This window comes from Flavobacterium sp. FG68, assembly GCF_057808895.1.
Window position 1 is genome coordinate 54762 of sequence record NZ_JBMDIY010000028.1, and the last position, 26861, is coordinate 81622.

Below are 26861 nucleotides of genomic sequence, written 5' to 3' on the forward strand. Positions count from 1 at the left end.
TCTAACATTTTTTAGGATGTTATAAAACTGAAAAGAGACTCTAAAGTCTCTTTTTGGGAATTAATATGTTTTTATAAAAGTTTATTTGGTTTTAAGTAGCTTTTCCAAATATTCGATTTTATCCTGTTCAGATTTCAATAATCTTTCGTAAAGTTTTTTATTTTCTTCGTAAACTTCAACTAGTTTGTCAAGTGGATTGAAATTACAACTGTATGCATTTCCATTAACAACATTACTATCATTGTAAGTATTTCCGATTATATTTAACACTGCTTCTTCTGAAAAATTTTTAATTGCTTCGACAGTAACTCCTAAGGCTTTTGCGACTTCTGCTAATTTTTCATCATCAATATCTTCACTATTTTCTAATATCGAAACAGTCTGCTGGTTTGTTCCCATAGCCTGTGCCAATGCTTCCTGTTTCATGTCTTTCAGTTCACGGATACGGCTGATTTTGCGCCCCATGTGGTTTGGTTTTGTTAATGTACTCATAGCTCAAAGATAATAATTAAGAATAAAAAAGCGAGATTCATGTATGATACAAAAAATCTCATGTACGGTACGGTAAAATTTGATACGGTACGGTACCAGTAATTGCTTACTTGCCTGTGTATTAAACAAAAATACAATTTTTCAGACAAGTATTAACTAAAATGAGTAAAATTATGAAAGCAATTCAAAACACCAAATCAGATTTAATTTATCGAGTTATTTCCCAAAACATCGATCCGATAGGCATTTACTGTTTTGCAGAGAAGAAAAGCAGTTATACTTTTAATGAGCCTTTTCAAAAGCCCGTTAAAAAAGAGAAGCATGTTCATCTTTATCTGCTGGTCATAGCGGAAGAGTTCGAGGATAACATAGGAAATGACCTTACCGATAAAATAAAAAGCAGATCAAAAGGTCTAATAACGGTAACTATTCTCATGCACAGCCTGCGAAATATTGTGAAATTATACGGCGACCAGCAGTTATTCTTATGTAATATTATTAAGAACTCTCAGGCTCTGTTTATTGATCCCGAAAAGCATCCCAAACTTGGAGTTAATTCTGGGATACGCCATGTAAAAAGTACCACATTATATGCTGGAGACCGAAGCAGTGTTTCTGCATCGATCTGGGATCTTATTTACAATAATGACCAGTATTTTTCCTATGAAGTCAGAATGAGCTCCCTTCATCAGATCGTAGAGCAGACGTGCCTTTCACTCATAAGGGTATTTCTGGGGTACACACCTAACCGTTTTTCTATGGGCTACTTATTTGAACTATGCGAATACTTTACGTGCATAACTTCTGATTACTTCCCTCGAAACAGCAGGGATGAAAAAAATATGTTCAGACTTCTGAAAAAGAATCCAAACACTCTTCGATTCAGCAGAACAAACAGCTCTGATTATCTGTACTATCAGCTCATGGAAGACCGATGCCGTGATTTTATGAAAGAGGCAGAAGCTATGATTGAGAAGGAACTTGCGAGACTTGCGGAAATTCATCAGGATCTGACTTTATCAGCATAAAAAAAATGAAGTTATGGAAACCGATGAAATCAAAAAACTGGAAACTATCAAAGAATTAAGTGCAAGACTTCGTACTGCTTTGAAACCAGCTAACGATAAAAGAGGAATGTATAATGCAGAGATAAGAGTTTATGATTATTATGAGCTTGCTTCAATTATAAGAAACCTGATAAAACTCTGCATTATCGCCTTAGATCAGGACAGCGCAGAAGTTCCGCCCACGATTGAAAATCAATACATTGATGTTGGGCTTATACTGGGGATTGCACTTCAGCTTTTTCCAGTTGACGAATTAGAATTTTTAAATGAGATTACTGATCTGTTTTCAGAAAGTAAAGAAGAAACAGAATAGCACAGATTAAGATTTAATATTTTAAAATTATGGAAACTGACAAAATAAAAACACTGGATGAATTTAAGGATTTTGCATCGTTTCATTTCAAGCTTCTGAAACCTGCTCTGGACAAGAGAGGGGAATCAATATGTGAGATAAGATTTTACGGATACACTGATATGACGTGTCTTGGAGTGAATCTTATCCGAATGTGCCTGCACATCATTTATTCAGACGAGCTGGATAACAGAGAAATATACATAGGTTCTGTTCTGGAACTTGCCCTTCAGCTGATTCCAAGTGCAGAAATTGAGGTTCTGGATGAAATATACAGGATGCTCAATAAGCAGAGGGAAGATAAATGAACACTGGGCTTATCAATAATTCCAATACCGTTTTCATGAACATATTATGTCCATGAGATTGAGAGAAAAGCATTTTATCTTTGTCAGAATCAAAAATTTGATTGAGTGATGATAAGTAAATTTTACTTATGATCCTTAGTTGGTTAGGTTTTATATTTGTGTTATCCTACCCAAATTTTGCGCAGGATAAAAAGAGAAAAGTGTTTTAACTTTATAGCGATGAATGATTGTGGAACAAAAAAGACCGAGACTCGGTCTTTTTTTAATGAAGAGGAATTGTGAAATGAGAAATGAAGATGAGAATGAAAGAGGAAAAATGACGGCAGAGCAAGCCATGAAAATGCTGAAAGATGAGAATGTAGATGTAACGCTTGAACAGGCAGGTAGAGTATTAGATTTTTTACGACTGCTTGCCAAAGTAACGGTTTTAAACTATTTAAAGAAGAAGAGGGATGAAAAAGACAGCAGATTTATACGTGAGAGTGAGTACGGACGAGCAGGCGGAAAAAGGTTACTCTCAAAGAAACCAAGAGGAAATGCTAAGAAAGTATTGTGAGATTAATTCCATTCATATAAGGGATATTATTTATGAAGATCATTCTGCAAAAACATTTAATAGACCCAAATGGAAACTTTATCTGGCAACAATTAAAAAGTACAAAAACAAAACCGATTTGATCTTGTTCACCAAATGGGACAGGTTCAGCAGAAATGCAGGTGATGCATACCAGATGATTAATACACTGAGAAGACTTGGTGTCGAGCCTCAGGCAATAGAACAGCCTTTGGATTTGTCTATTCCAGAAAATAAAATGATGCTTGCTTTTTATCTGGCAGCTCCTGAAGTAGAAAATGACAGACGGGCTTTAAACACTTTTCATGGTATGCGAAGAGCAAGAAAGGAGGGGCGTTACATGGGACTGGCTCCGTCTGGTTATATAAATAAAATTACCGAAGATGGTAAGAAATATATAACGTTCGACCAGCCTGAAGCATCTATCTTAAAATGGTGTTTTGAAGAAATTGCAAAAGATATTTTTAATACGGAACAGATTTTTCTTCAGGCAAAAAGGAAAGGTCTTAAAACGAGTAAAAATAATTTTTGGAGACAGATCCGCAATCCTGTTTACTGCGGAAAAATATTAATTCCCAAATATAAGGATGAGGAAGCAAAATATGTAATGGGATCGCATGAGCCGTTAATTTCTGAAGGGCTGTTTTATCTTGTTCAGGATGTTTTAGACGGACGAAGAAAGAATTTCAGGGCTAAGTCGGTAACCTCCGAACCGTTTCCGCTTCGAGGCTTAATTAAATGCCCTTTATGCGATAAAATTTTAACTGCAAGCATATCTAAAGGCAGAAATAGTCATTATTCATATTATCATTGCTATAAAGGCTGTAATTACAGAATCAGATCATGTGAGGTTAACCGCATTTTCTATGATCAGTTACGAAAGTATATTCCAAAACCTGAAACAGAAAAGATTTACATTACAGCTGTCAAAGAATATTTTAATGATTTCAACAAGGAGGCAGTGGCAGAAAAGAACAGAGTCATTTCTCAGCTGAAAGAATTCGAACAGAAAATTTCTTATATTAGAGATTTGCTGGCTTCAAGAAAGATTGAAGTGAAAGATTACACTGAGATGAAAACTGATTATGACAATAAAATTCATCGTCTTGAAATTAAATTAGCCGATTTATCTCAGGAGAATATCAGTATTTCGGATTTATCAAAAACTGGAATTAAAAATTTAATGAAACTCAACGAATGCTGTAGTGAAGCGGATTTAACTCACTTTCGCAATATTATCGGTTCAATATATCCTGAAAAATTCACAATCGAAGAAAAGCAGTTTCGAACCGCAAGAGTTAATGAGGTTGTTCAGATAGTTTACTTAATTAATGAGGAATTAGACCCAAAGAATAACGGGACAAAGAAGAAAAAATCTTCTTTGTCCCGTCAAGTGACCGCGGAGGGGTTCGAACCATAGTTATATTGATTTTTTTCTTTTGACTGTACAAAAGGTAAATTATTATAATATCTTATTTAATTTCGTCACAAAGTTCGGGAATCACCTGCGGGCGCTTGCAAAAAATTCCCCCATAAATGCAGGATAAAAATCCTGCTTTATTGCGTTGCTTTTTGCACTTGCTGGATGATTTCCAATTGATGTTCCATAATTAATCTAAAATTTAAAAATTATGGAAACTTTAAATCAGAAATGGCAGATTGTATCGGAAATTGAATTAATCTACAAATCAAAAATTAAAACCTCTGAAAGACCTCAGATCAAATCATCTAAAGACGCCTACTTACTTTTGAAATCCTCATGGGATCAAGGCAAGATAGATTACTTTGAACAATTCAAGATCTTGTTTCTGAATCATTCATTCAAAGCCTTAGGACTTTACGAAATGTCCTCGGGAGGAATAACGGGAACTATAGTAGATCTTCGCATGATATTTTCGGCAGCCCTGAAAGCAAATGCCACAAATATTATGATTACACATAATCATCCCTCAGGAAATACAAGCCCCTCAGAAGCAGATAAACATATGACTGCAAAGATCAGGCAGGCAGGCGAACTGCTTGATATAAAACTACTGGATCATCTAATCATAACCTCGGAGACTTATTACTCCTTTGCGGATGAAGGCGTCTTGTAGGCGCCTTTTACCATTTTTTATACTGTCGTACTCTGCAAATATATCTTTGAATGCAAGGCTTTGTCTTTCCATACTTTATCATCTTTCGAATATCACCAACACATCTGACACATTACCCATAATCTGTAACACTACCTAAACAAATGCCCAGTATCATCACAATGATATTCGATAGATATATTTTATTTGTAAGATTTTATTTAGTTTTTTTTCAAAGCTTACTGCAAAGGGGTATCACGCTACCTATGGCTGAGATTAAAAATGCCTAATATTTGGGTTAAAAACTTTTTGTGTTGGCATTGGGAATCCCTAGTTTGGAAAGTTTTTTTCACATTCAATTAATGATTTTGTCAGATAGTCCAAACTTGAATTTTTTAGGCTTTTGATTTTTCTTTTTTTTGTTGGCTTGTCAATTGCTTCTCTAAGTTTAATTATAAATTCTTTCTCGGGATAAATTTTTTCGTAAATCTGTACACGATATCTATCTTGAAAATAGTGTCCTAATTCCCAAATTTGTTTGTTTTCTAAATTGATTATTGTTTTAACTACCTTGTTTAAATTAAAATCTAACCAAAATGGTGTAAATCGGTATTCGTTATTTGATTCAGAAACCATTTCTAAAAAGCTGCTGTAGTTTGATTGAAATTTTGAAAATAAATCATCTAAGTCTTTTTGTTTATTATCAATTTTTAAAGAATTATTTACATCAATACAGAATTCAATTATTTCAACCACGTCATCTTTAAACTCCGTATTATTGTCTACTGACATATGGAAACTGAGATGATTTTGATAATTGTAGTTAATTTTCCCTACTATAATACCCTTTTTAAATCTCTTTTTAAGAGATGAAAAATTGAATTTAAGCAAATTGTTGAAACGTGTTGCATAATGGAATACTGTAGCATATTGTCGAAGCTGAAATTTACCTTCGTCTACAAAATCAAGCATTTTAGAGGTTAGTTGTTTGTATTCTTTGTCAGTTAAATCAAGACATTCTAAATATGCTAAGTCATTTAACACTTTATCATGCTCAGGAATTTTACCGTCCTTAATAATAAAGTAGTCCATCAATTCTAATTTAAGCATTTCGATACAAAATGATTTAGCACCTGTTACGTAATCAAAAATAGATTTAAAGAAATAATACTTTTTATTTGAAAAATATTTAATTCTAAATGTTTCTATGTAGGTAGGTGGTGTTTCTTCTTTATTATTCGTTTTCTTGAGAAATGAGCTAAAATCAAACTTAGAAAAGGCATCTGTGCCTAATTCTTTAACATCTTTGAAATTGGTTGAGTTTATTAGCCCAAGTTTATATTCAATTGTAATTGCTAAAGTGAAATCAAGTACTGATTTAAGCTTATTGTCTTTTAAAATATTAAAATCCTTATCAGTCTCAAATTCATTTTCTAAGGGATAATATATTGTCCTGAAGTGCTCAAGAAAAAAAATCAAATTTCGCAAGTTGTTTTGATTGATTTGAATTATTTCAATAATTCGCGAAGAATTATTTTCTAGAAAAGTATAAAACAACTTTGAAGAAGATGAATATCTCGATTCTATAATTTGCTTATAAACTACTGCTATTTCTGGCTCAAATTGAACTGAAACACCTATTACCTTTTCTCTTAGATTTGAAGAATAATTCTCGTCATTAATGAGCTGTTCTTCATTAGCAATAATTATAATTTTCGCTCCTTGATTTTCGACTAATGAATTTATAAAACCGAAAACATCACGCAAATCTAAACTTTCACTTTTTCTGTCAAGGTCATCAAAGCAAATAACTAGTTCGTCGTATTTTAACCAATTGTCTGCATCTTGGCTTATATCACCGATATATTTGTCTATATCGCCTGCCCCTTTTATTTGAGCTATTCCTCTAATCAAAGATTTTCCTATACCTGCAGCTAATTTTAACCCTTTATTTTTCAAAATTGGATAAAGCTCAACAAAAATTGCTGTCTGAATTTCTTCTAAATTTTTAAACCCGAAAAGTGAAATATGTATCGGAGTGAATTTTTTTCTTTCATCTTTAAGAAGCGATACTTCTTTGATTTTAGGTGATAAGTAGTTTTTATAAAAATGAGTTTTGCCAACCCCGTACTGTCCGTTTATGATTACAGCATAGTTTGTTTCAATATTTAGATATTGTTTTATTATCTCTACTTGTTCGGTGTTCATTTGTATCATTATTGCCAATGTCTAGTGGTTTTGTGAAGTTTCGGTTTGTTTGACGTTACCCATCTATTTGGACTTAAGCCAAATGTAGAAAAAGATTATCCTATTAAACATCCAAATCTAAATTTGTAAAAACCAATGTAATAACTCATTTCTATTAGTCGTATTTGTTAAGATCTGAGATTAATTCAACTCCAAGATCATCTTCTTCAAGTTTACTTATTGCAGTTTTATCTAAAGCTTCCATTTGGCTTAGTAATTGTTCTTTTTGGTCTGGTTCTAAGAAACTTGAGGCAATTATTAATGATTCCTTTTCCTCAATTCTTCCAAATACCCTCCTTCTTTCTAAAGGATAATTTAGATACGGAGTACATCCTATTGCAGTAAATCCACCAGTTGTAGAATTATATTTTAGCGTATATATACCGCGCTCAGCAATAAAATTTCTAATTAATCGATCATATGATGAGTAGTGAAAACCTGCATTCTCGAATTTTTGATTAAGTCTTTGGATTTTTATTTCTTGACCACTATACTCCTCAGATGAGCCATATATTAATATGTATTTTGATGTAATTGCTTGAGAACCGTTATAAATCCCTATGTCACTAAAACAAGATGTTATCATTTTTCGTGTCATTTCATTGGCATTCGTTGGAAATAATCTTTTCCAGTCTTCTAATTGGGTAAATGAATGATTAAAGTCAGCTGTGAAATCATTTTGATTTGTAAATATCTTTCTGTTAGGGGCTTCAATCTCAATCAAATTAAAAGTAATTTCTAGTGAATTGTAAGTTATTATTATAAAATCAGGTATTCGTGTTTCCCAATTTCCTATTGAGATTTTTGAAAAAATTGAATCCCCATATAAATAATAACCATCTACTTTCCCATTCATCACTGTTCCCAACAGACAAGTTGGATTTTCACAAATAAACTGGTGAATGGTTTGCTCCCCATATGAGGATGATTTTTTTTCACGATTTATTAATTCCCTAAATTGACTATTTATTGTTTCGTAGTAATTTTTAATCATATTATAAATGTTTTAAAATGAATTATAACTTATTTCTATATGTTACATAACTATACAAAACTATCTAAATTCATATAGATAAGCGAGGAAAATTCACATATTTTTAATTTTCACAAAGTCACTAGAACTATCAAAAAGGCTTTAAATTTGATTATTTTTTTTCACTTAATACAATTCATATGTAAACAAAAGTGGAGAAAAAAAACACGCAAGATAAAATACTGTAAAAATCTCAAAAAGGCTACATAATTGAATCATTCGCACTATTAACAAGTCTCATAAGAACGTCGTTATTAAGTCTTTTTTAGTAATCGGAAAATGACAGATACTATTTGAAAATAGAGAAGCCTTTATTTAATAACCATTAAGTTTAAAACAACGCTTTTAAACGCAGAAAACTGATCTTGAATTTATATTTATTCTTTTCAAATCATCTTGAAAATGGTTCGAGAATTGTCCCGTTAGGGCTACTAAGAAAAATTAAAAGCCGAGAAACCTAGATTTCTCGGCTTTTTTTGTGGTTCGAAAAATCTTGTTTCAATTTTTTAAAATTTGAAACTCCCGTATTTTCAAGAGAATTTGGTTCGAGTCCCGTTAAGTTAAAAATTTTAAAATATTTGAAAATTTATTTTCATTACCGCTCCCAACCTTTTAGATCAAATAATCATCTATCTAAATAGAAACTGGAAACAAAACAATTATTCCTTCTTCTAAAAAAATGCTATCTTTCTCCAATTAAATTGATTATTTGATGATTGCAAAATACCCTAAGAAACTACTTTTTATTTTTGTTCTCCTAGCTCAGGTTTGTTCTGGACAAAAAGTTTTTAAAATTAAAGAAGGACAACTTGAATTTATAAATCTTGAAAAAGGGATTTTCATAAAAAAAGGAAATTCATATTATGAAATAAGGTTACAGAAAATTAAGGATTATGACAAGTTTGCCAGAGATTCTAAATACGAGGTACAAAGTGTGACAATAGAAGAAATAGAAGCTGTAAAAAGAGATGGTTCAACTATTGCTTCACCTGACATCGCAACTTATGACTTTAAAAATTTTGAAACCAAAAAATTCACAACGATTAATCATGATGGTAATTATCAATTCTATAAGTACAATAAAAATTTCTTCGGAATAGATTTTATAAAAGATTCTAAACAGAAACCCATAAAAGCAAATATTTTTCATTACTGCATTTTAGATTTTGGCAATAACAAGAAAATTATTTATCACGAAGGAGGGTTTATTATTCCGACAAAAGAAAAAATTATTTTTTTGTTTAAAGAAAATGACTTAACTACATCTTTTAGAAATTACAGAATTTCAGAGCTTAAAAACTTAACAACAGCAGAAGTTTTTTCGTTACAGGTAGAAAAATTAAGACTTAATGAAAATTTCTATAAAATTGACAGCTTAAAAAACAAACGCGTAAAAATTCTAGATGTCTATAACCAGAGAGCTGTCAATAAAACATTTGATTCAATTATTTTTAATGACTACTTTGTAATAGCGTATCAAAAAGCAAAAATTAATCTTTATAATTATACATTTCAGGAGCTAAAAATTGCAAATTTAAAAGCAGTTGGTCAAGAAAGATTTTATCCGGTTTTACAGATTATTGAAGGCAATTCAATAAGAAGAATAAACTTAATTGGAGAAAATTTTAATGCTGGAGATATAAAATACATTCCCGACTTTTCAAATTATTTTGATTCTTCTAGAGTTGAATTTAAAATCACTAAGGAAAATGATCATTTTTATCTGTATACAGATAATATTTTTTCGCTTGTTCCGAGTTTAGTAAGTTTTGAAAATCATTTTAAGCTATTCAATGCTGATGAATACGAAACAATTGAATTTTTAGATGAAAATACGTCTATAACATTAAATTCTGAAATGATGGATTTTAGTGTAAATTTTCCAATTATGATTTATGCAAAACTCAAAAACGGAAAATATAATTTGAACACAATTGAATATTTAGGGACAGAAAATCCCAATAATGAAATTGTAACATTTAATACTAAATTACCCAAAAACTTAGATGATATTAAATTAATATCTCCTCAAACTTATTTTATTGAAAAAGATGGATTATGTACTCTTTACCCAATAATGAAAAAGATTAAATATAAAAAGTTGGAGAGTTTCCAAAAGAATTTTGCTCGTTTTGAGCTGCCAAATGGACAAAAAGGCTGGTTGGATTTAAAAGGAAATGAATATTTAGATGACTAAATTAGAAAAAAACACAATTAACTATGAAAAAGCTATTTCGGCTATTATATTCTCTGCTGTTTGTTTCCTGTATTTCAGAAAATAAACCGCTTGAAATTGAAACTAAAAATCCTATTGGAATTGGAATATTGGAAATTAACTCCCATGAAGGACTACCTATATATTTATCTAAAACCCTTGAGGAAGTAATCGATACCATAACCTTTGACCGGGTTTATCTGGGAAAAAACAGTGGGCGCCTCGAAATTAACTCAAGTGTTTTAAAAACAAAATTCAAACCTTATGCTATATCTGCCAGTTCAGGCACAGCCGAAAGTAAAGGCCTCATCAATTCAGGTTTAACTAGTTATGGAACTAGTTTAAAATTTACGGTAATTGAATCGAATCCTAAATATTTTAAAGTCATCTTAAATGAAACCACTAAAAAAATCGGATACATTAAACCAATAAAAAACATTAAAAAGCAGTACGATTATAAAAGCTGGAAAAGTTATCTGCAAAGTGCCCAGATGATAAATCTTTTTAATAAAGAAGTACTTTATGACAAACCTAAGGGATCAAAAACTATTATACTTGATGATCATTGTGCTTTCAGAGTAATAGATGTTCAAAATGAATGGGCAGAAATTAAACCTGTTGATTATATTGTTGGAAATGAAAAGTGCAAAGATATTCAAGGCTGGATAAAATGGCGAAATAATGATAAAATTACGGTTAAAATAATCATGCAAATTATAGACTAAAAGAATACAAATGTAGGCTTCAAATATTATAAATCAATTTCAAAAGTATTTATGAAAAAAATTATATCTCTATTTTTCTGTCATCTGGCTATTTTATCATTTGGACAGGAAGTAGTGACAAAAAGCAAATTAATCCGAGGATTTGTTTTTGATAACTCCTATTTTTCAAGCATTCCTCTTCCCGTTAGTGATGCTGATATTGAAGTAGTAGGAACGGAAAGAAAAACAAAAACCGACAATGATGGCAAATTTGAAATTGAAGTAAGAGAAGACGAGGAATTAATTGTCAAGCTATTGTTTATTAAGCCCAAAAAGATATTAATTACTGATAAAAACTGCTACGAAATTAATTTAGGTACAGTTAAATTAGATGACTTAATTTATTTTCAAAGTAAAAAAGCAGCGAGAAAAAATAGCAGATACTATCGTAAACTCGTAAAGAAATTGAAAGAAAAGATTGAAAGCGGTTTTTATGATTGTCTTGATTAAGAAAAATAACATCATACGCTCAATTCAATAGATTTGAGCAATAATCTTAAATAACGATAATGAAAAAATCAATTTATTTAGTAATTATAATATTTGGTCTCTTATCTTGTAAGGATAGAAAAGCAATTCATTCTGAAAAATTGACCTCAAAATCTCTGGAAAAATTTGATTTAAAAAGATTCGATGAAAACAAAAAAGATAGTACTTATGAATATCTTCTAAAGGACACTATTGTCAAATTATATGAAGATAAAAATTATTATAAAAAAGTATTGATAGCTAATAATTATAGTTTCAAGCACGAGTTTGTTTATAGTAAAACTACAAATTCATTAGTAAATGAATTATGCCATTTTTACGGAATGCCTATTGGTGTTTGGAAAAGCTATGAGGAAAATGGTACTTTAAAAAACTTGACAAATTATGATGAAGGATTTGATTTTACCATAAAGGATTTAATTTCAATGTTCAAAAAAGAGCTTCAAATTGATTTAATTAATGATAGTAATTATAAATCATTAGTAATAGAAAGATCGTTTTACAAGCGATTCTATTTTATAACTAGTTATTGTTATTCAATACAAATAGCTACAATGGCAGGAACTAGAACAATCAAAATTGATGGTAAAACAGGAGAAATTATAAATGATATTACCGCGTATATTGAAGAATAAACTTCCTGCAATAGATATTTTTGCAGCAATTATAAACCCGATTGATCAGGTAATATTCTTAATGTGATAGATATTAATTATGAGAAACTATATTTACATACTTCTATTTATTCAATCTTTTTTTTTGCTTTGCTCAAGAACCACCAGCTATTTTTAAATTAAAATATAGCTTGTTAGAAAAAGATTCAATTAAGATTAAACACCATTTTAAAATAGACTCTCCTTCTTTAGAATATTATAAGAAATCAAAAAATACTTATCTTACAGATGAATACTGGAAGAATTATAGAGATAGAATTCGGACTGATACGGAATTCATGTACATCTATATGGGGAATCCTTATCCACGAAAAAACGATATTATTATTTTGAATATCATTAAAAACGATAAATCCACAATGAGTATTTTAATAAAAATAAATTTTAATTTAGATTACGGAGAGAAATTATATCTAAAAGAGATTTATTTTGCAAAGGGAATTTATTTTATTGATTTGTCTCATATAAAAAAAGAAACTAGCAATACTTATTTATACGATTACAATAAAGAAATCGACTGTAGTAAAATTAAAAAGTATAGAATTACTCAGAAAAAACTAAATAAAAAAATTGAATGATCAACATTCTAAATTGATCTTGCTTAAAAATGGGCAAAAAGTAAGATGTCTGTTTTCTACACCTGTTAAAACAAATTAATCTCTTTATCATTGAATTATATTTATTCTTTTTAAATCATCTACAAAATGGTTCGAAAATTGTCCCGTTAGGGCTACTAAAAAAAAAGCTTCAGATTTCTCTGAAGCTTTTTTTGTTTTTACCCTTTCCTGATTCTCTTTATGGGCACAGATTGCAAATCTGCGCTATCGTTGTCTACATATCGGAGCGATCGGAAGTTTTTATTTCGTCCGTTTTGCTTCTATCTTTTTTCCATTCTGTAATAAAAATAAATTTGAAATTTCTCCTTTTTCGTTCTTTTCAAACTGAATTTGTGCATCTACTACTTTGTAGAAAAATAACATTTCACTTTCTACAAATATTCGGAACGCATCTTGTCCTGTCAATTGTGAAAATAGTTGGTCTTTATCTAATGAAATTTTGATTTCAAAATCTTTTTCAACTTCATAAGTCCCAACAAACTTTTGAAGTTCTTCAGTAGTAATACTAATTTCTTTTCTGATTTTTTGCACAGGCAATGGTTTATTATATAGAATACTTCTAATTGCTTTAGAAGGAATTGAAACGTTGCTGTGATTTTGAAGTATTATTATTGTTTTATCATTTGTGATATGTCTATCGATAAAAGTTACATAACCTGGCCAACCCCCATCATGGTTTGCAATTTTTCCAAAATCAGCATTTTCTTCAATTCCCCAACCAAAACCATAATTCCTTTTAGCTCCGTCTTTCAAAGTTGCTAATTCAAAAACTGATTTCATTCCCTCTTTTGTGAGTAATTTATTGGCATATAATGCTCTATCCCAAATCAATAAATCGTTTACAGTTGAATTAACTGTTCCGTCTCCAACAATACCATCAAGCCAAATAACAAATTTAGTTTCTTTCAATTCGTCTGGTAAAACATATTTTTTCAAACTATCTGAGTAAACATAACCAAAAGCATAATTTTCAATTTTCTTTGGCGATAATCTACGATTGTAAACAAAGGTGTTTTTCATTTTCAACGGTTGGAAAATAGCTTTGTTTAGATAGTCAGCGTATGTCATACCCGATGCTTTCTCAATTATTGAAGCCAATAGTGCATAGCCCGTGTTGCTATATTCCCATTTAGTATTTGGCTCAAATAATATTTTTGGTTGATGTTTACTAAATATATTGATTATGTCTTTGTTAGTAGCAATTTTAGATTTGTCAAATAAACTATCCATAAGCTGCATATAGTCTGGCAGACCTCCAGTATGATTCAATAAGTTTCTTACAGTTACACCTTTATAAAAAGAAAGTTCGGGTAAGTATTTTGCGATATCATCGTCCAAATTCAACTTCCCTTTTTCTTTAAGTATCATTATCCCCATAGCTGTGAACTGCTTTGAACAAGATGCCAATTCAAAAATCGAATTTTCGTTCAATTTTTCTTTTGTTGCTTCGTTTGCAAGTCCAAAACTATGGTTATAAATAACTTTCCCTTTTTCTGCAATTAGAAAATTTCCATTGATTTTCTCTTTTGAATAAAGAGAATTGAGTAAACTGTCAATTTTTTGAATTCTGTCTTGTCCAAATGTAAGATGTGCAATTAAAAGAAGTCCGATTGTAATTGTTAATTTCATTTTTTATTTCTTGTTAATTAATGTAGGTGAGATGTCTTGCAAAATTGCCATCAACTTATTTATATGTGTGACAAAACCATACAAAGTCATCCAAATTTGGTTAGATATCTGTGATAAATTTCACACATGATTTATTTTCAAATATATAATTTTTCCACTACAAACTGTCAAAAGAACTTTAACTTTGATTGATACTTTTTGGGACTTATATGAGTGGCTATGCAAACAAAAGCATAGAAAAAATAAGATGCGAATGCTAAAACATTTTAATAATTTAAGACAATCTAGTTAGATATTTGAATGCTTCCGCTGCTAAGACCAAAAGCTTCAGGGAAATCTGGAGCTTTTTTTGTTTTGCATTATCAATTCTAATAATAAATCAGTAGACTTTTAGCACATTTACAATTTCTAAATAACAAAAAGTGCGCAAAGTCAGAGACATTTATGCAATTTTTCAGTTGAACTCTTCGGAGAGCGGGGAGGCTTACTTAAATGTTGGGCATAGTCCAACATTTAATGTAAAATCCAATAGAAAAATGGATAGAAGCTTTAGAGGAAATTAAACGTTTAAATTTGGAACTTTTGAAAACCAAAGATGAACATATTAAAGTTTTAGAGAAATTATTAAAGGATAAACAAACTTTATAAAAAGATATTAATTCAAGTAAAATTTGAATTGAGTATTAAACATAGATATAACAAATATAAAAGCTTCAGATTTCTCTGAAGCTTTTTTTGTTTTGACCTATCCTAAAACCCCTCTTTGTCAACATCTCGTTGTGCTCACGTGCGGGATGCTTGCGCCAGCAGAGAGATTAGCTTGTATAATAGACATTAGAAAATCTAATAGTCCATTTTCCGTCTTTCGAGAGATAAACATAAATTATCTTATATCTTTTGTCTATTCGTATATCAAAACAAGTTTTTTTTGTTTCGGAAATTACTTTCAAAATAGGAATCTCTGAATCTTTCGAATAATTATAACCAAAATATTCCTCCAAAGTATCTGAACTTCCAGATAGGTTTAATTTTTTTTCATATTTCAACTCATTATTAACAAATCCTTTGATATCATCATTAAACTCATACAAAAAATAAACTGTAAATGCTTTCAAATTTTGATTCGACACAATACCTGATTTTTTCGGCTTCAATCTATCATATTGGACAGAAACATTTCCTCCACAAGAAATATTTTTAACGATTTTTTCTTTTGAAGAACAACTAAGAACAATTATTGATAATAAAATTCCTGTTATTTTTTTCATTTGACTTATTGTTTTTGTTGTTTATTTATTAATTCATCCATGCTTTTAAGTTGTCCAGCAGTTGCATTTGTTCCAGAATGGGATGGATTAATTTTATTTTGATCAGAATTCATCACGTTATCCTTTACAGTTTTTGCTGAAACACCTTCAGCATCCTGTCTAATATCATTTACAGGATTTGTAGATTGTGAAGGATGTTGTAGGCCTGCCGTGTGACCAGCTTCGTGGGATACCGTCCTAGACATATCTGAGTTACTTACTTTTACTCCATCAACCGTGGCAGCTACTTCAAAGGCATTTTTTTGCGTATTTCCTAATTCTCCTGTTTTACCAGCTGTAACAGCAGTTCCAATAATCTCACCATTACTATCATAGAGAGTATTAGAAATTTTATCAACCAAAGTAACTAAGAAGTCTCCTTTAGCTTCGGAAACATTGTTTACAACTAATTGAGCAGAAGCACCCTCGCCACTATATGTTTTTGCAAAGTCAGCCTTCATTGTTTCTGTTGCTTTAGCAACTTGTTTATCAGACAATGAAGAATTATTATACATTTGAATTGTCAATTGTCGAGTAGTAGTCCCATCATTATTTTTAATATTGGCCCATTCTAAACCTTCCAGCTCTCTACCATCAATAACTCGATTTTCAGCAAAGTTATATGGAGATTGATAGCTATATTTTTCGCTTAAAGGGTCAATACACATAAATCTACCAATTGCAGGATCATAGTTTCTCCACTTAAAACTGTCCCATCCCAATCCCAGCTCATCTTGACGCTCTTGACCTTGGAACTTATACTTATTCTCTACACCAATTTTAATATTATTATATCCTTCCTGTTTCAAACCAAATGGATAAAAATTACTTTCTTCTTTGATAGCAAGCGTCTTATCATAACTCACACGAATGTTTCCTAAATGATCTTTGTACTGATAGATATATTTATAAGAACTTCCGGCTGGTTCAACATAACCTTCTGCAGTTGGAAAAAACTTTAGTGTACTGACACTGTTTACAATATCATATTGATATCCTCCCAGATAATCTGTAATTACTGTAGGGTTCCCTGTTTCATTTACAATTTTCTGCACCTTTTGTCCTGAAGCATTGTAAAGGTATACAATCTTTCCGGTTGCAGCAAAAGTTATTTTTGTAGGTAGGTTTAAATGGTTGTAAGTAATTAACGTGATGTTTTTGTTGTTGTCTTTGATCATATTACCGTTGGCATCATAACTGTAATCGTCTACCGTATTTGTCGCACTGTCAACAAACCCTAAAGTTTTATTACTGCTGTCTGCCACTTTCATCAATTGATTGGTACTGTTATTATTGGCATAACTGTAGACTAAATTATCTATTGGAACTGCCGTTACATCGCTTCCCCCATTACGTAAAAGTGTTATGATATTTCCGTTTTTATCATAAGTCAGTGTTTCATTGTAAGCATTATTTGCTACAGCAGTACCTCTTTTAAATACAGCATTTTTAAGGCGGTTTAAGTCATCATACTGATAACCGTATGCACGAGTTACCGGTGTAGCTTCAGAAGCACTTGTCCAAAAAGTTTCTGAAATATTTCCATTATATAATGATTTTGCGCCGGTAATTACTGTTGTTGGCATATTGTAATTTATCTTAAAAGCAAATAGATCTTTTGGATCTCCCGCTTTCGCCAAAGCACTGATATCATTAATCCCCGTCATCCATCCTCTGATGTTATAGGTATAATTTATGTTTTGAGTTGGAGCTGCCGCAGTATTTCCTACTTTTTTAGAAATTAACTGTCCTAATTCATCATAGGTATTACTTAGAATAAGCTCGGCTGGCAAAGCTCCATTTATTTGATGTGTCTGTGTTAGTAAACGATCCTGATCAGAATAGCTAAATGTCTCTTTTGTAATAAGGTCAGCCGTATCTAAAGAGGATCTTCGGTGTTTTGTTATAGTATATTCCAATCGTCCAGAGAAATCCTTTAACTTGCTGTCAGTGCAAATATAACCTCCCAGATAATTTATAGTATAGTTACGAATAGGCCTTGCCTTTGCATCATAAAATATAGCATTGGTTTCTCCTAATATTGCTGTGCTGGTAGTAGGTACTCTTGTCCAGGACGCAGTTGCCAGTCCTTTTACCTGCGCAGTCGTCAACACAGCTTGCACCTCTACTTCTGTAGGTATTACAATTGTTGGGTTACTTGGAAAAGTATAATTATCATAGTAATTAACGGTAAGAAGTTTAAAAGAAGTTGGGGCTACAATGTTACTGTAATAGGCATCAATACCATCTATTGTTCCACTTGTTTGCTTAGTTTCATTAAGTACGGTAAGTGCAGCGCTATTCTGAGCATCCTGCAATGCTTTTCTTCCTAGATTTGTTGCTGAAGTAGAAGTCATCCACCCTGTATAAACCGGGCGGCTAAAAGCATCATATTTAGTTATGAGCCATCCTGTAGTACTCAAATCTGAAAATGGAGAATTAGCAGGTCCTGTAGCTACCAGCCTGTCTAATTTATCATATACAATAAATTCCCATTGTTTACCCGGCAGCTTTTTCTCAACCAGCCTATTACGCGAATCATACTTGTATTGGTAACATAAATTATCCAAAATGGTTTGATTGGTGTTATCGATAACCGCACTAAAAGTACTTCCGACTGTTGCATTAAAGCCCGGTAATAATCTAATAGAATTGCTTGCTGTTAAGTTTAAAGGACCACTTGTCGTAGTTACAACTGCCGTGGATGTTACATCGGCCTGAATACCAGTGGATGTCCCTATAAGATCCAAAGCTTTTGGAGGAATCACATAAGTTAGATTTCCGTAAATATCATACACATAATAGGTATCATGTTTCTCATTCACTGTACCTGTTCCAACAGCTCCATATGTTCTTTTAAGAATAACCTGCCCTTCTTTATTTTTAAACTCTATTGTTGATCCATTTATTTCAGATGGTGTAGCAGCAGTGTTTTCATCATAAGTAATGGTTTTATAAAGTTGATTAGGAAAATAATAACCGCTATTTAAAAAAGTAATTGTGTACAATCCTGCTGTTGCATCCCAATTGGTATTGGCAGTAAAAAGTTTTACTTCTTCTAAACCATTGGTTTGGTAATCCATTTTTATTTCATGCCCTACCCCTGATTTCCAGTCGTTTCCAGGAGCCGCTTGTTTTAGTACCCGATTAAGTGGAGAAGCTTCAAGTTCTTTTCTGCTAAAAGGATTCGTTGTGGCTTCCATTGATGGATTTCCAGTGATGGTAAGTATAGGATTTGCATAATATGCCAATACGTTTGCCTCAGCAGTCTGATCAAAGGCCATATTCGTATTAGAAGATTTGAAAGGAAGATATTCTTCTACCTGTCTTCCAAAACCATCATATTTGATATGGGTAATGATATCTTTTCCCGATGCAGACTGCTGCCCTTCAATTTGCTGAATAGGTCTTCCTAGTCCATCATAATAAGTAATCGTCTGTGATGCCTGTAAAATAGTAGGTGCAGCTATTTTTACGGTACTTGCTGTCTTGTAAGTAACGGTTTTAATATAATTTTCAGATTGAGTTTGCGCTTGTAATGTCATTTGAAAAACCATAACAAGGCAACAAATGATGGTTATTTTTTTAATCATTGGTTTTATTTTGGAAATGATGCATTAATTAGGGATATAGTAGTTTTCCAGTCCGTTGACATTACTCCTGAAAAATATAATAGTTTTAATGAAATGGCTCCTGACGTTTCTACAGTAAATTCCCATTGTCTATATGGAGATGTAGATTCTACATAATTAAAGCGTCTTTGAACAGTAGGATTACAACCAGAAGTAATATTCCCTAAAGATATGCTGGCATAGTTTTGTAAATTTATAGTTTGTGATGCGTTTGGTGTAAATACAAATGAAAATGAAACCGTTGAATCTGTAAAGCCAATTGTGGAGGTTGTAAAAGTTGGAATTGAGGCAGATTGAGTAAATGAACAACTATTTGAAGTTGTGCATGAGCCATTTATATTAGCATAATTTTGTCCATTCGTATCCATATCGTTCTGTGCTAACTGATCAGCTAGTGATTGAGAACTTGCTACATATTTTCCTGCTGGAATATTATATGTAACTGTTCCACCTGTTGTACCAGCTCCACAATTATTCCTAGTAAAAGATTTACTAATGGTTGAATTACCAAATTGTTGAACAGCTGTTTTGTAGTTATAAGCAAATTCCTTTAATATGTTGTTTTTAGAATCTTTAATCAATTCTAATCTGCCAAAAGAATCATATTCATATGTAACTGTATCATTTTTAGGATCAGTAATAGTGCTTACTCCAACAAGGGGTTTGTGGGTATAGGTTGTTATCATACTGTTGGCAAAAGAAATATCACCTCGCAAAGCATTAATTGCTGATAAGTTGCTTTCGTTTAGGGTATTCACATCAGAAACTCTCAATGCGGTGGCTATTTGTGCATTTGTAGCATTTTCTATCTTCGCAATGAGCTGCGCTTTATTGTAACCCCAGATTAAACTTACTGGAATTCCGCTTTCAAGGGTATACTGTTGAATATTTCCATTGGAATCATATTGATTGTATGTGATTTTCTTTTCCAGAGTCCCAATATCAGTAATGTTAGGTAAATTATTAGGGAATTTAGCAGCATACTCGTACTTAGGTAATAGTAATCCTGCTGTTGTGGCGTCATTAACATAAATTGTTTTATTTTCAGATAACTTTGATCCATTTCTATAAGTTTCTGTATCTATTGGTTTTGAAATCCTATTAGCTGCAACTAAATTAGAACTCACAGGATCTGCCGAATCAACTGGATAATAATATTTTTTTTCTAAATTTTCATTTTTAGAGTTAGTTGTCAATTCATTTTTTAATAATAATAAATCTCCAGTAAAATTATAATTATAGCTAGTAGTATTTATTAGTGCAGCTCCATTAAAATATTCCGTTATCGTTTTTGTTTTAGGCAAACTAAATCCTTGAAAATGCTTAAAATAGGGCAATTTTTTAAAAACACTAGCATACTCATAAGTATAAAATATAGAATATAAGCAATCATCTCCTTGGGTTATAATCATATCATTAATTGCCAAATCATTTCTTATTTCATCTACGCTTTCTATTATACTAGGTTTATTAAAAAAATATTCATATTCTTCTTTAACTAAAGGATTTAAAGCATCTGTTGAATTATAAATTCTCTTAGCCTTTAATGATTTATTAACCCAGTCGAAAGTATTTATAAATGAATAAGGATTTGCATTAAATGAAGTATAATTATTATCACTAGATAGTGTAGACAAATAATATTCATAAACTGTTTTTCCTAAATAAGAATTACCAGTCCCATAAATCTGTTCTTCTATATATTGATAAGCGACATTACTCCCATTGGATGTATTAAAGATACCATCTGAACTATAAGACCAATAACGATCTGCAATATATCCACATGGTAACCCACATTGATCATCAACATAACGATTGTATTTCACTCTTCTTTGCGAAAAAGAGGGAACAAAATAAGCCAAACCACTTTCTGAAAAATCATCTGAATATTTATAACCTCTTTTTTTGATTATAGAATTTTTATCAATTACATTTATTTCTTTAATTCTTGCGCCGCCTATTAAGTAAACATTATCATTGTTTAACTGATTGAAGTCTCTTTTAACATCATCTAAATTATAATTAAAATTAAAAGGTCTATTACTAAGTTGCGGAGTCAATAGTTTGTTATAAATAAATGAGATTTCTATTTCAAAAGTATCATAATTATCATTTAATAAGTTTGTCGCATAATATGAAATATATTTTTCATTATTATTAGGTAAACTTGTATTCATAGGACCAGGACCAGATATTAGGGTTTTTACACCATTTTTTATTAAATATCTTTTTTCTTCAATACCCATGTTTAATTGACTTGCATTTGTTACACCAAGTACTGTTTTATCAAAATTATGAGACAGATTATTTGTGTATAACATACCTATACTCTTTACGTTTGAGATATTAATTGGAAAGCTTGTTCTAAAAATATATTTTTTTTCGTATTGATTTAGAGTAATTATTTCTGAAGGCTGAGGAGATCCGAAGTAAATACCGTCTGCATAAGTTTGACTAAAAAGCCCAGAAATGTTAATGTTACAATTTTGCAGTTTTTGATTAACAGGCAGATACTTGTTAGCTAAACAAAAAAATGTTTGATCTTTATTGTTAGAAAGTTTTCCAAAATTGTTTTCATATACATATTCTTGTTTTCCACCAGTTGGATAGGTGATGCTTTTTAATAAAAATGTATTAAAAGTTTGAGTATTTATATTTTTATCAGCCCCAGAATAATAGCCACTCATTATATCTGGATTTTCTTGACCAGTAGTAATATTAGTAGCGTATTTTACGCGAGAAGGCACACCACTTTGAATAGTTCCATTGTAATAACCCCAATAATCACTACCACCTTTTAATCTATCTGGAATATTAGCATCGTAATAAGAAAAAGAATAGGATTGTTTTTCTGTATTTATATTATTTAATATATCAATACTATCTAATTTTAATCTTTTTCCACTGTTTTCAGTAAAATTATCACTTGAAGCATTTGGCAAAGTGTTTACAAAATAAGAATAATTAAAGATTATAGTTTTAATTACTTGATTAGCTTTATTTCTAAAAATAATAGAGTTCAATTTTGGAAATTGTTTTAAATCCTGTCTATTTGTCTGAGCAATAAATTCTATTTTACCTTCTGAATAATTTATTTCAGAAATATAACTTGATTCTAAATTGATTAGTTGATCATTACTTATTGTAGTCGAAAGGTTATCCATTAAAACTACTGGTCTTTCGTAGTTTTGTAAACTATATAAGTTATATGAAAAAGAAATTACTTGGTTTTTAATATTTTCAATTTTGCTTATGTTCCATGAATTATAAAAATTATGAGCTATTGGATTTGTTCTTTCTTTTGCATTTGAATCTATACCATAAAAATATTTAACACCACTATCATCAGTGATTTTAACATTATTGATTTTACTTAACTGATAATCAACCTCTATTTTATCCATATTCGAAGGAAAAGCAACAAATTTTTGTTTTAGCTGTGAAAACAAAAATTTAGCATTTGAACTAGGGGTTGAATAATTAAATTCATCAGGGCGATAATCAGAATTAGTATTCTCTTTTTTTAACGCTGTAGATACAGTCATAGAGTTTGGTATGGTCTGAGGATTATTGTCAGAAAAATTTTTAATTCCCTGTATTGAATTAAGTGAGTTTGGATCGAGTTGAAAAAACAATCGGCTCTCATCAGGAATACCATTTTCTTTTCGAGATACCTTATATCCCGCATTTAAACTCCAACCTAAACCCACCCATGTTGCTTTTTCATCAACTTTTATACCATCTGAATGATAACTTAATGAAATAGGGACAGAAACGCCATCAATATTGATTTCTCCCAAATTAATGTCAATATTAGGCATTCCAGTATTGTATCCAACTGGAGTATCTACAAACTGATTGAATTTAGATGTTTCTGGAGAAGAAGGAATATTAAGTTTAGGTACATATGTAGATGAAACTTGAGTAAAGCCATTTAATGAAATTAAAAATAATAACGTAAAAAATAGTACTTGTTTTGTTTGTATGTTTTTCATTATAAAATATAAATTGATTTTTGAGAGTATAAAATATGATTTACTAAAGAATTGTACGTTTTATTTTTTCTCTACACTTTCATGAAACATTTAAATCATCAAAGAAAGTCTCCCTTAGATTATTCATTTCTTATCTTAACAAAGCATAGATATTAAAAGGTATTGAATTTGTTAAACACATTACATATTTTACAAAAATAAATCTTGTTCATACTCATGTTTTCAATATAATTGTAGTCAATGCAGTTTAAGATTATTTTCCTTCCACGACTTCCAATCTTATGGTTAATGCTTCAATAATTTTTGTTAGTTTTTCACTGTTTTTTGCTGCTCAATTGTGTATAAGGTCAATTCTTCAATTTTCTGCAAAAGTTTTATATTCATTTCAGATAAATTGATTCCCTCCTTTTTCATTTCATCAGCAGAAGCGATTTCTGGTAAATGTTTGTTTTCTTTTAGATATTTTTCAAGAGCATATAGAGATGTTAAATTGTAGTTGTTTTCAAAAACGAAATCTGCTCCAGCATCAACAGTTACTTTAACTTCTCGAGAATTTATGTTACCAGCAACAGTAAGTTTGGAAGTTGGATTGATAGTTCCTACACCTACATTTCCAGAAGTAATGTAAACATCAGGAGTAGTCCCTGATAATTGTGCGCTAATCAATAACGGTTTTGGATTACCTGGAGCAACTGCTGTTGACTTAAATCTATTATATGTTGCATTTGATCCATCAAAGAAAACTCCTCCATTTGTGTCAACGATATGAAATTTTGCTATTGGCGATGCAGTTCCAATTCCAACATTTCCATTTCTTAAAATTTCAACTAGTGGAGTACTGAATCTAGAGAATCTAAATGCTGGACTTGTGAGAGCTGCGAAATCAGTACCATCTTCCTCCATTACTACAAATCTCATATCTGGATTTATATTTGCATCATTTGTGCCTGCGAAAATTGAGAATCCTATTGAGTTGCTGCTTTTACTAAAGATAGTAGGAACTGCTGTACTTAAACCATTATTTGCAAATGAAATCATACCAGTAGGTAATGATGCTATTGTTGTGGGAACACCATTAATACCGGTAAAAATATCTAATTTTCCGGTTGGTGCATTTTGAGAGCCTATACCAACGTTTCCTCCTAAACCTTGTAAAGTAAAACTTCCTGCCCCTGTTCCTGCTAGAATTCCTTGAATATTTGGCATTGAAGCATCAATAGTTGGTGTTAATGTTATAAGTCTATTTCCCACTACAGTGCCTAACCCAACAGTAAGTGTTGTAGATACCAATTACATCTAATTTAGTTACAGGAGCATTAGTTCCAATACCTACATTATCATTTGTTGACGCTCCTTGAATTGTACTCTGTGGTGTATAAATTTGAGCATTTATAGAAATTACAGAAAGAAGAAAAAATAAGCATAGTGTTTTAATTTTCATAAATAATTTTTGTTCAAGTTTTTTAAAAGTTTTACATTGATTTCAGTAACAAAAGCAATTTCATACAAATGCTTATTTTCTTTGATGTATTTGTCAACATCATCCAGAAAGCGCAAATTATAATTGTTAAAAAACAAAACCAACCGACATCTATGATTTCTTAACATTCAAAGGCTAATTCCACCTCATCTAAAGTATAAACAATAATTACAAGTTAAGAAATGTCGAAAGTTTTTAATTTAAATATAGATTTATTTTTAGTGTACGAAACTAAGCATTTAATTTATCAAATAATTATGCTCTTCTACATTTAGCTTTAATACTAAAAAATAACAAAACAGCAAATAAAATAGTAAAGATTTCTAAATTAATTTTTATTATTAGGGCTTATTTAACCTTATCTTTTGAAAATTCTGTAAGACCTCTCTTTTTTTTGAAATCTTATTTTTTATTTAAAAGAGAAAACAAAACATCCTAATATTTTATTGAAACAACTAAAAATGGTTTGAGAATTATCTCGTTTGGACTCTAGAAAACCTTCATTATATCTCGTTGTTTACGATCGGAACAATTGCAACAGCAGTAAGAAATTTGAAATTTTATAATAAAAAAGAGAGGAAATAAGTTCCTCTCTTCTTAAAAAAATATAAATATTGAAGATAGTATATCATTATACAATCAACAAAGTAAGAGCATTAGTTTAAGTTTTTTGTTTGAAAATTTAACTGCCTTTGTATGGGGTAGCTTAACCTCTTAAATTTTCCATGTCTTACAATAAATATTTTTTTGTGAAATTAATTATTAATCTGCGAAGCAACATCCTCCACCCTCTAGAGGATAATTTGGAGGACATGGTCCAGTTTTTAAAATGGCCAGTCCACTTGCAATCCCTTTAACGCAAATTTCTGTTATTCCACCATTTACCGCTTTTAGCTCATCTTTAGATAATTCTTGAGCTCCGTTTAATTTTAAAATTTTTTTTAACATAATCTAAGGTTTTAAAAATTTAGTTAATACCCCAATCATTTAAAGACACTTGGGATTTTTGTCTATCCTCGCGCAAGAATTTTTTCTATATTTTATAAATTGAACTAAATCTCTTCTCAAATGCTTCTTCTTCTGAAAAATCATTTAGAAAATATTTTAATTCAGTCATGGTTATTTCTTAGGGAAAACTTACATTGTACGAATATATCTTATCTAAATATTGATTTTTTACGGACTTACCTCATTTTGCAGCTTTTGTTCAATTATTTAAATCAAAATACATTCTAAGAATACATTCTTTCAAATGGATAAAGTATTACAGATTTGGTTATAATATCTGACAAAAGGAATATTTACGGGATATTTTTTTATCTTTGAAACTCAGGATTTTTAATCTGAAACGGCTTTGTCTTTGAGCCTTTAGAAAAATTGACACTCATTATGGAACAGAAAATACATCAGGGAAGAAACGTAAAACGTTTCAGAGAAATGCTTAACATAAAACAGGAAGGATTAGCTTATGATTTGGGCGAAGAATGGAACCAAAAGAAAATTTCTTTACTGGAGCAGAAAGATGTAATTGAAGAAAATCTGCTGAAACAAATCTCTGCAGTTTTAAAAATTCCTGTTGAAGCTTTTCAGAATTTTGATGAAGAACAGGCGATTAATATTATTTCAAATACATTTGATAATGGAGCTTATTTGAATGCAGGGCATAGTCCAACATTTAATGTAAATCCAATAGAAAAATGGATCGAAGCTTTAGAGGAAATTAAACGTTTAAATTTGGAGCTTTTGAAAACCAAAGATGAACATATTAAGGTTTTAGAGAAATTATTAAAGGATAAATAAACTTTATAAAAAGATATTAATTCAAGTAAAATTTGAGTTTAGTATCACACATATGACTAGTCCTAAATAATCGATACAGATTTAATTAGACAAAAATATTTAATTAAG

At 30.7% G+C, this 26861-nt stretch carries 21 protein-coding genes; 12 read left to right on the forward strand and 9 right to left on the reverse strand.

Features of this window, described 5'->3' with window-relative positions:
• Positions 1-81: 81 nt before the first annotated feature.
• Positions 82-492 (reverse strand): helix-turn-helix domain-containing protein, encoded by a 411-nt coding sequence (locus tag ACODSB_RS17240; RefSeq protein ID WP_488937954.1) that lies wholly within the window; start codon positions 490-492, stop codon positions 82-84.
• Between the two features lie 173 nt (positions 493-665).
• Here ACODSB_RS17240 and ACODSB_RS17245 point away from each other — a divergent pair, with 173 nt between their 5' ends.
• From ACODSB_RS17245 to ACODSB_RS17270, 6 genes are all read left to right on the forward strand, one after another.
• Positions 666-1520 carry a hypothetical protein gene (locus ACODSB_RS17245; protein ID WP_488937955.1) on the forward strand — a complete coding sequence of 285 codons (855 nt, stop codon included), beginning with the start codon at positions 666-668 and terminating at the stop codon, positions 1518-1520.
• Positions 1521-1533: 13 nt separating this feature from the next.
• Positions 1534-1872 (forward strand): hypothetical protein, encoded by a 339-nt coding sequence (locus ACODSB_RS17250; RefSeq protein ID WP_488937956.1) that lies wholly within the window; start codon positions 1534-1536, stop codon positions 1870-1872.
• A gap of 29 nt (positions 1873-1901) precedes the next feature.
• A complete protein-coding gene (locus ACODSB_RS17255) occupies positions 1902-2219 on the forward strand; it encodes a hypothetical protein (protein ID WP_488937957.1) in 318 nt (105 codons plus the stop codon).
• A gap of 265 nt (positions 2220-2484) precedes the next feature.
• Complete coding sequence (locus ACODSB_RS17260; RefSeq protein WP_488937958.1) at positions 2485-2775, forward strand: hypothetical protein; 291 nt, start codon at positions 2485-2487, stop codon at positions 2773-2775.
• On the forward strand, positions 2672-4213 hold the full coding sequence (locus ACODSB_RS17265) for a recombinase family protein (protein WP_488937959.1): 1542 nt from the start codon (positions 2672-2674) through the stop codon (positions 4211-4213). The genes ACODSB_RS17260 and ACODSB_RS17265 overlap by 104 nt, the downstream gene beginning before the upstream one ends.
• A gap of 211 nt (positions 4214-4424) precedes the next feature.
• Positions 4425-4889 (forward strand): JAB domain-containing protein, encoded by a 465-nt coding sequence (locus ACODSB_RS17270; RefSeq protein ID WP_488937960.1) that lies wholly within the window; start codon positions 4425-4427, stop codon positions 4887-4889.
• Between the two features lie 309 nt (positions 4890-5198).
• Here the strand turns inward: ACODSB_RS17270 and ACODSB_RS17275 are convergent, their stop codons facing one another.
• Together ACODSB_RS17275 and ACODSB_RS17280 are read right to left on the reverse strand one after the other, a co-directional pair.
• On the reverse strand, positions 5199-7076 hold the full coding sequence (locus ACODSB_RS17275; protein WP_488937961.1) for a P-loop NTPase fold protein: 1878 nt from the start codon (positions 7074-7076) through the stop codon (positions 5199-5201).
• Between the two features lie 154 nt (positions 7077-7230).
• A complete protein-coding gene (locus ACODSB_RS17280) occupies positions 7231-8109 on the reverse strand; it encodes a Shedu anti-phage system protein SduA domain-containing protein (RefSeq protein WP_488937962.1) in 879 nt (292 codons plus the stop codon).
• 751 nt (positions 8110-8860) lie between these two features.
• On the opposite strand from ACODSB_RS17280, the gene ACODSB_RS17285 reads away from it, so the two are divergent.
• The 5 genes from ACODSB_RS17285 to ACODSB_RS17305 all read left to right on the forward strand — a co-directional run bounded on the left by ACODSB_RS17285 (position 8861) and on the right by ACODSB_RS17305 (position 12868).
• Complete coding sequence (locus tag ACODSB_RS17285) at positions 8861-10345, forward strand: hypothetical protein (protein ID WP_488937963.1); 1485 nt, start codon at positions 8861-8863, stop codon at positions 10343-10345.
• A 23-nt stretch (positions 10346-10368) separates the two neighbouring features.
• Positions 10369-11088: a hypothetical protein gene (locus ACODSB_RS17290; RefSeq protein WP_488937964.1), complete on the forward strand. Its 720-nt coding sequence runs from the start codon at positions 10369-10371 to the stop codon at positions 11086-11088.
• A gap of 51 nt (positions 11089-11139) precedes the next feature.
• Positions 11140-11577, forward strand: a complete 438-nt coding sequence (locus ACODSB_RS17295) for a hypothetical protein (protein ID WP_488937965.1) — start codon at positions 11140-11142, stop codon at positions 11575-11577.
• 59 nt (positions 11578-11636) lie between these two features.
• Positions 11637-12251 carry a hypothetical protein gene (locus ACODSB_RS17300; RefSeq protein WP_488937966.1) on the forward strand — a complete coding sequence of 205 codons (615 nt, stop codon included), beginning with the start codon at positions 11637-11639 and terminating at the stop codon, positions 12249-12251.
• A 170-nt stretch (positions 12252-12421) separates the two neighbouring features.
• A complete protein-coding gene (locus ACODSB_RS17305) occupies positions 12422-12868 on the forward strand; it encodes a hypothetical protein (RefSeq protein WP_488937967.1) in 447 nt (148 codons plus the stop codon).
• Positions 12869-13147: 279 nt separating this feature from the next.
• On the opposite strand, the gene ACODSB_RS17310 is transcribed toward ACODSB_RS17305, so the two are convergent.
• The 6 genes from ACODSB_RS17310 to ACODSB_RS17335 all read right to left on the reverse strand — a co-directional run bounded on the left by ACODSB_RS17310 (position 13148) and on the right by ACODSB_RS17335 (position 25901).
• Positions 13148-14536, reverse strand: coding sequence for a serine hydrolase (locus tag ACODSB_RS17310; RefSeq protein WP_488937968.1), 1389 nt, complete (start codon positions 14534-14536; stop codon positions 13148-13150).
• 815 nt (positions 14537-15351) lie between these two features.
• Entirely contained in the window at positions 15352-15804 is a 453-nt protein-coding gene (locus ACODSB_RS17315; protein WP_488937969.1) for a hypothetical protein, read from the reverse strand.
• Between the two features lie 5 nt (positions 15805-15809).
• Positions 15810-19436 (reverse strand): DUF6443 domain-containing protein, encoded by a 3627-nt coding sequence (locus ACODSB_RS17320; RefSeq protein WP_488937970.1) that lies wholly within the window; start codon positions 19434-19436, stop codon positions 15810-15812.
• Positions 19437-19441: 5 nt separating this feature from the next.
• A complete protein-coding gene (locus ACODSB_RS17325; protein WP_488937971.1) occupies positions 19442-23473 on the reverse strand; it encodes a DUF5977 domain-containing protein in 4032 nt (1343 codons plus the stop codon).
• Positions 23474-23779: 306 nt separating this feature from the next.
• Positions 23780-24763: a hypothetical protein gene (locus ACODSB_RS17330; protein ID WP_488937972.1), complete on the reverse strand. Its 984-nt coding sequence runs from the start codon at positions 24761-24763 to the stop codon at positions 23780-23782.
• Between the two features lie 952 nt (positions 24764-25715).
• On the reverse strand, positions 25716-25901 hold the full coding sequence (locus tag ACODSB_RS17335) for a class IIb bacteriocin, lactobin A/cerein 7B family (protein ID WP_053470560.1): 186 nt from the start codon (positions 25899-25901) through the stop codon (positions 25716-25718).
• 441 nt (positions 25902-26342) lie between these two features.
• Here ACODSB_RS17335 and ACODSB_RS17340 point away from each other — a divergent pair, with 441 nt between their 5' ends.
• Complete coding sequence (locus tag ACODSB_RS17340; RefSeq protein ID WP_488937973.1) at positions 26343-26753, forward strand: XRE family transcriptional regulator; 411 nt, start codon at positions 26343-26345, stop codon at positions 26751-26753.
• Positions 26754-26861: the final 108 nt, after the last annotated feature.

Excerpts from the sequence above, each read along its gene's own strand:
- ACODSB_RS17325 (WP_488937971.1), bottom strand. The coding sequence starts at position 23,473 with ATGAAAAACATACAAACAAAACAAGTACTATTTTTTACGTTATTATTT.
- ACODSB_RS17255 (WP_488937957.1), top strand. The coding sequence starts at position 1,902 with ATGGAAACTGACAAAATAAAAACACTGGATGAATTTAAGGATTTTGCA.
- ACODSB_RS17315 (WP_488937969.1), bottom strand. The coding sequence starts at position 15,804 with ATGAAAAAAATAACAGGAATTTTATTATCAATAATTGTTCTTAGTTGT.
- ACODSB_RS17265 (WP_488937959.1), top strand. The coding sequence starts at position 2,672 with ATGAAAAAGACAGCAGATTTATACGTGAGAGTGAGTACGGACGAGCAG.
- ACODSB_RS17295 (WP_488937965.1), top strand. The coding sequence starts at position 11,140 with ATGAAAAAAATTATATCTCTATTTTTCTGTCATCTGGCTATTTTATCA.
- ACODSB_RS17275 (WP_488937961.1), bottom strand. The coding sequence starts at position 7,076 with ATGAACACCGAACAAGTAGAGATAATAAAACAATATCTAAATATTGAA.
- ACODSB_RS17300 (WP_488937966.1), top strand. The coding sequence starts at position 11,637 with ATGAAAAAATCAATTTATTTAGTAATTATAATATTTGGTCTCTTATCT.
- ACODSB_RS17280 (WP_488937962.1), bottom strand. The coding sequence starts at position 8,109 with ATGATTAAAAATTACTACGAAACAATAAATAGTCAATTTAGGGAATTA.
- ACODSB_RS17245 (WP_488937955.1), top strand. The coding sequence starts at position 666 with ATGAAAGCAATTCAAAACACCAAATCAGATTTAATTTATCGAGTTATT.
- ACODSB_RS17340 (WP_488937973.1), top strand. The coding sequence starts at position 26,343 with ATGGAACAGAAAATACATCAGGGAAGAAACGTAAAACGTTTCAGAGAA.
- ACODSB_RS17320 (WP_488937970.1), bottom strand. The coding sequence starts at position 19,436 with ATGATTAAAAAAATAACCATCATTTGTTGCCTTGTTATGGTTTTTCAA.
- ACODSB_RS17250 (WP_488937956.1), top strand. The coding sequence starts at position 1,534 with ATGGAAACCGATGAAATCAAAAAACTGGAAACTATCAAAGAATTAAGT.
- ACODSB_RS17310 (WP_488937968.1), bottom strand. The coding sequence starts at position 14,536 with ATGAAATTAACAATTACAATCGGACTTCTTTTAATTGCACATCTTACA.
- ACODSB_RS17240 (WP_488937954.1), bottom strand. The coding sequence starts at position 492 with ATGAGTACATTAACAAAACCAAACCACATGGGGCGCAAAATCAGCCGT.
- ACODSB_RS17290 (WP_488937964.1), top strand. The coding sequence starts at position 10,369 with ATGAAAAAGCTATTTCGGCTATTATATTCTCTGCTGTTTGTTTCCTGT.
- ACODSB_RS17285 (WP_488937963.1), top strand. The coding sequence starts at position 8,861 with ATGATTGCAAAATACCCTAAGAAACTACTTTTTATTTTTGTTCTCCTA.
- ACODSB_RS17270 (WP_488937960.1), top strand. The coding sequence starts at position 4,425 with ATGGAAACTTTAAATCAGAAATGGCAGATTGTATCGGAAATTGAATTA.
- ACODSB_RS17260 (WP_488937958.1), top strand. The coding sequence starts at position 2,485 with ATGAAGAGGAATTGTGAAATGAGAAATGAAGATGAGAATGAAAGAGGA.
- ACODSB_RS17335 (WP_053470560.1), bottom strand. The coding sequence starts at position 25,901 with ATGTTAAAAAAAATTTTAAAATTAAACGGAGCTCAAGAATTATCTAAA.